Source organism: Geodermatophilus chilensis (assembly GCF_002802985.1).
Classification (GTDB): Bacteria; Actinomycetota; Actinomycetes; order Mycobacteriales; family Geodermatophilaceae; genus Geodermatophilus; species Geodermatophilus chilensis.
In genome coordinates this window covers 1-4586 of the sequence record NZ_NVPT01000257.1, presented here as the reverse complement: position 1 = coordinate 4586, position 4586 = coordinate 1, and the positions used below count along the sequence as shown (strand labels likewise).

General features: G+C 76.1%; 5 protein-coding genes. 1 reads left to right on the top strand and 4 read right to left on the bottom strand.

Annotation, left to right across the window (positions count from 1 at the left end):
- Positions 1–71: 71 nt before the first annotated feature.
- Genes CNO22_RS25690 through CNO22_RS25675 form a run of 4 tightly spaced genes read right to left on the bottom strand, consistent with a single transcriptional unit; the run spans position 72 to position 4056 of the window.
- Entirely contained in the window at positions 72–929 is an 858-nt protein-coding gene (locus tag CNO22_RS25690; RefSeq protein WP_100502093.1) for a glycosyltransferase family 2 protein, read from the bottom strand.
- Positions 926–1972, bottom strand: coding sequence for a prenyltransferase/squalene oxidase repeat-containing protein (locus CNO22_RS25685; protein ID WP_232807355.1), 1047 nt, complete (start codon positions 1970–1972; stop codon positions 926–928). The genes CNO22_RS25690 and CNO22_RS25685 overlap by 4 nt, the downstream gene beginning before the upstream one ends.
- 40 nt (positions 1973–2012) lie before the next feature.
- A complete protein-coding gene (locus CNO22_RS25680; RefSeq protein ID WP_232807356.1) occupies positions 2013–2759 on the bottom strand; it encodes a class I SAM-dependent methyltransferase in 747 nt (248 codons plus the stop codon).
- A 43-nt stretch (positions 2760–2802) separates the two neighbouring features.
- Positions 2803–4056, bottom strand: a complete 1254-nt coding sequence (locus CNO22_RS25675) for a glycosyltransferase family 4 protein (RefSeq protein WP_100502088.1) — start codon at positions 4054–4056, stop codon at positions 2803–2805.
- Positions 4057–4144: 88 nt separating this feature from the next.
- On the opposite strand from CNO22_RS25675, the gene CNO22_RS25670 reads away from it, so the two are divergent.
- A complete protein-coding gene (locus CNO22_RS25670; RefSeq protein ID WP_012949601.1) occupies positions 4145–4438 on the top strand; it encodes a Dabb family protein in 294 nt (97 codons plus the stop codon).
- Positions 4439–4586 lie beyond the last annotated feature (148 nt).

The window sequence follows — 4586 nt, the reverse complement described above, 5'->3', positions numbered from 1 at the left end:
CACCCCGAGCGTGCGAGGGGTGGGGAGGACGGGGTCCTTCCCCGAGTGGTGGGGGGCAGGAGGGTCCTCTTTCATGCCGCTTCCGCCAGCACGCGCAGGTCGGCGCGGACGCGCTCCGGGATCACCCGGCGGCGGCGCAGCGCGGCCGGTACCTCCGGCAGCGCGCGCAGCAGCCCCCGGCGCTCGGATGCCCCGGTCCGCAGCGCCGTCAGCACCAGGCCCGCCACCTCCGGCCACGGACGGCGCATCACCGCGGTGAGCAGCCGGCTGCGCCAGATCGCCGTCCGCCGGACCTCCGGTGCCGACCGCCGCGGCGAGGGGTGGTGGTGCACGGTCACCGAGTCGACGTAGGCGATGCCCCAGCCGGCCGCGGCCAGGTCGAGGGAGAGCCGTTCCTCCTCGCCGGGGAAGCGGACGACGGGGTCGAACCCGCTGACGGCGAGGAACGCCTCGGTGCGCACCATCGCGCCGCAGGCGATGAAGCCCAGCAGCGCCGGGCCGGGCAGGTCCTCGGGCGTCCCCAGCGGGCTGCGCGCCAGTTCCGTGCAGAACGAGTCGAGCCGCTCCTCGGGGCCGACCAGGATCCGCGCGTTGAGCACCGCCAGCCGCGGGTGCGCGCGCATGACCTCCACCGCGCGAGCGAGGTCACCGGGCGCCCACCACGAGTCGTCGTCGGCGAAGGCCACGAACTGGGTGCCGGCGCGCTCGACGCCGAGCGTGCGCGCGTACGAGCCGACGTTGCGCTCCAGCGGGACGACGGTCACCTCGGGCAGGGCGGCGCGCACCGCCTGGACGGTGCCGTCGGTGGAGGCGTTGTCGACCAGCACGACCGGCGCCTCGTGGCGCGGCAGCGTGCGCAGGAGGTCCTCGCGACGGTTCTGGCTCATGACGACGACGGCCACGTCGCCGGGGCGCGGAGAGCTGCTCACGGCGTCCCTCTGCCCGCGGCGCCGGGCAGCCAACCGGCGGTCTCCTGTGAGCCTCGCATCCCGGCGGCGGGCAGTGCGCCCGGGTCGGTGAACAGGCCGGACGCCCCGGTGGCGCCGGAGAGGGCGTCAGCGGCGAGGACGACGGCCGCCGCGGTCCACGTCGTCCGCTCCACCGGCCAGCGGGCGTCGTCGGGGTAGACGTAGCCGGTCCAGTACGAGCCGTCGTCGGCCCGCAGGTGCTGCATGGCGGCCACCTGCTCCAGCGCGGCGTCCGGCCGGCCGGCGGCGGCCAGCGCGAGCGCCAGCTCGCAGGTCTCCGCGCCGGTGACCCAGGGCCGGTCGGCCACGCAGCGCGCGCCCAGCCCGGGGACGACGAAGCGGTCCCAGTCGGCCGCCAGCCGGGCGTCGGCCGCCTCGCCGGTGACCGCGCCGCCGAGCACCGGGTAGTACCAGTCCATCGAGTAGCGCGACCGGTCGGCGAACGCGTCGGGGCGGGTGCGCAGCGCGGCACCGAGGTCGGCGACGGCGAGCTCCCAGTCCGGCTGCGGCTCGCCGACCAGGCCGGCCAGGGCGACCCCGCAGCGCAGCGCCTGGAACAGGCTGGCGTTCCCGGTGAGCAGCGCGGTGTCGTCGGCGGTGCCGTCGGGGCGCAGCGCCCAGCCGACCGCGCCGCCGGGCAGCTGCATGCGGGTGACCAGGTCCAGGCCGCGGCGCACGGCGGGCCACAGGGCGGCGACCCCCTCGTGGTCGCGGGTGACCAGCCAGCTGTGCCAGACGCCGACCGCCAGGTAGCCGGCGTGGTTGCTCTCCGCGGCGGGGGATGTCTCGACGCCATGGCGGTACTCGGCCGCCCAGGACCCGTCGGGCCGCTGCCGGCGGGCCAGCCAGCGGTAGGCCGCCCGCGCCCGGGTGTGCTCGCCGCCGACGTCGAGGGCCATCGCGGCCTCGACCGTGTCCCACGGGTCCAACTGGCCGCCGCGGAACCAGGGCAGCGCGCCGTCGGCGTCCTGCTCGGCCGCGATCGCCGCCACGGTCGCGCGCACCTGCTCCCCACCGAGCACGCCGGGCAGCTCGGGGAGCAGCTCAGACAGCGGTCCGCTCCAGCTCGGTCGCGCTCGCCGTGGCCGCCACCGCGGGCTTCGACGCGTACACCACGAGGCTCTTGCCGATCACCGGGTCGAGCAGCCGCTCGGCGGTGCGGGTCACCCACGGCCGCTCCGTCAGGTCCCACACCAGCAGCCGGTGGTAGGCACGGACGGCGGCCGGGTCGCGCTCGACGCCGACGGCGCACTTGAGCCACCAGAACGGCGCGTGCAGCGCGTGCGCGTGGTGCTGCGCACCGGGGACCATGCCGGCGGCGGACAGCCGGGCGCGGAGCACGTCGCCGCGGTAGATCCGGATGTGCCCGCCCTCGTCGGCGTGGTAGGCGTCCGAGAGCGCCCAGCAGACCCGCTCCGGCCCGTACCGCGGCACCGTCACGGCGACCGTGCCGCCGGGCTTGAGCACGCGGGCGATCTCGGCCAGCGCGGTCGCGTCGTCGGGGATGTGCTCGAGCACCTCGGAGGCGATCACCCGGTCGACGCTCTCGTCGGGGAAGGGCAGCGCCAGCAGGTCGCCGCGCACCACCTCGTACGCCGCGCCGGCCGGGGCCTCACGGGCTTGCGCGATCGCGCCCAGCCAGCGCTTCGTCGTCTCGACCTCGGACACGCCCCGGTCGACGGCGACCACCCGGGCGCCGCGCCGGTAGGCCTCGAACGCGTGCCGGCCCTCGCCGCAGCCCAGGTCGAGGACGGTCATCCCCGGTCGCAGGTCCAGCCGGTCGTAGTCCACGGTCAGCAAGCGACGCCCTCCCGGTCGCCTCGGGGGCTCGCCGTCATCCCCGCCGTCCCCTCCGGTCCAGCACCTCGCGGTACCACTCCGCCGTCCGCTCGGCGGTCGACCGCCAGGTGTAGGAGGCCAGCACCCGGCGCCGTCCGGCCCGGCCCAGCTGGTCGGCGAAGGACGGCGAGTCGAGGACCAGCTGCAGCGCCGCGGTCAGCTCGCCGACGTCCCCGGCGCGGACGCGCAGGCCCGCCTTGCTGCCCACCACCTCGGGCAGCGCCCCCGCGTCGGTGGTGACCAGCGCGGTGCCGCAGGCCATGGCCTCGATCGCCGGCAGCGAGAAGCCCTCGTACAGCGAGGGGATGGCGACGACGGCGGCGGTCTGCAGCAGCCGGACCAGGTCGGCCTCGGGCAGCGGGCCGGTGAAGCGGACGGCGTCGCGCAACGCCAGCCGGTCGAGCGCGGCCTCGGCCGGCCCACCGGGCCGCGCACTGCCGACGACGGTCAGCCGCACCGCCCGCTCGGTGCGCAGCTTCGCGACCGCCTCGAGCAGGTGCACCAGCCCCTTGAGCGGGACGTCGGCGCTGGTGGTGACGACGATCGAGTCGGGATCGCGGGGCCGGTCGGCCGGCGGCGGGGTGAAGACGTCGGGGTCGATGCCCACCGGGATGACCGAGATGCCCTCGGCCGGGACGCCGAGGTGGGTCTCGATGTCGCGGCGGGAGTTCTCCGAGACGGTGGTGACGCCGTCCAGCCGCGGAGCGACGCGGGCCTGCATGCGGGTGAAGCCGTACCAGCGGCGCAGGGTGAGCCGGCGACGCCGGGACGGCGCGGCGGCCAGCTCCAGGTCGCGGTCGATGGCGACCGGGTGGTGCACGGTGGCCACCGTCGGCACGCCGGCGCGGGTGAGCTGCAGCAGGCCCGAGCCCAGGCTCTGGTTGTCGTGGACCAGGTCGTACAGCGGCGCCTGGAGGAGCAGCAGCCGGGCCGCGCGCAGGCTGAAGGTGAGCGGCTCGGGGAAGCCGGCCGTGCACATCGTGGCGTACTCGAGGACGTCGATCCGGTCGCGGAACTCGGAGGGCCGCGGGGTGCGGAACGGGTCGGGCTCCCGGTACAGGTCCAGGCTCGGCACGCGGGTGAGCGGCACGCCGTCGTCCAGCTCCGGGTAGGGCTGGCCGCTGAACACGGTGACCCCGTGCCCGAGGGCGGTGAGTTCGCGGGAGAGGGCGCGCACGTAGACGCCCTGGCCACCGCTGTGCGGCTTGCTGCGGTAGGACAGCAGTGCGATGCGCAGCGGCCGTCCCATGGTCGGCGACTCTAACCAGCCGTCGTCACCGGCCGTTGTGGGGAGCCCCGTGCTGCGGCGCCGTCCCGGTGCCTGACAGGGTGGCGGCATGCTGCGCCACGTCGTCCTCTTCACCTGGTCCGACGACGCCGACGAGGAGCGCCGGGAACAGACCCTGGCCGCCCTGCGCCGGCTGCCCGAGGAGGTGGGCGGGATGACCTCCTTCGCGGTCGGCCCGGACGCCGGGTTGCGCGAGGGCAACGCGCACACCGCCCTGGTCGCCGACTTCCCCGACGTCGAGGCCTGGCGGCGCTACGCCGACCACCCGGTGCACCTGCAGGTCATCGCCGACCACGTGAAGCCGATCCTCGCCGCGCGCAGCGCCGTCCAGTACGAGGTCTGAGAAAGGACCCTCCTGCCCCCGCCACTCGCGAGCTCGCGGCGGGACCCTGCAGGAGGGCCGTCGCGTATCTGCCGCACCACCCAGCCGGGGCTACCGTCGGCGGCATGAGAGAGGACCCTCCCGCCCCCCGCCACTCGGGGAAGGACCC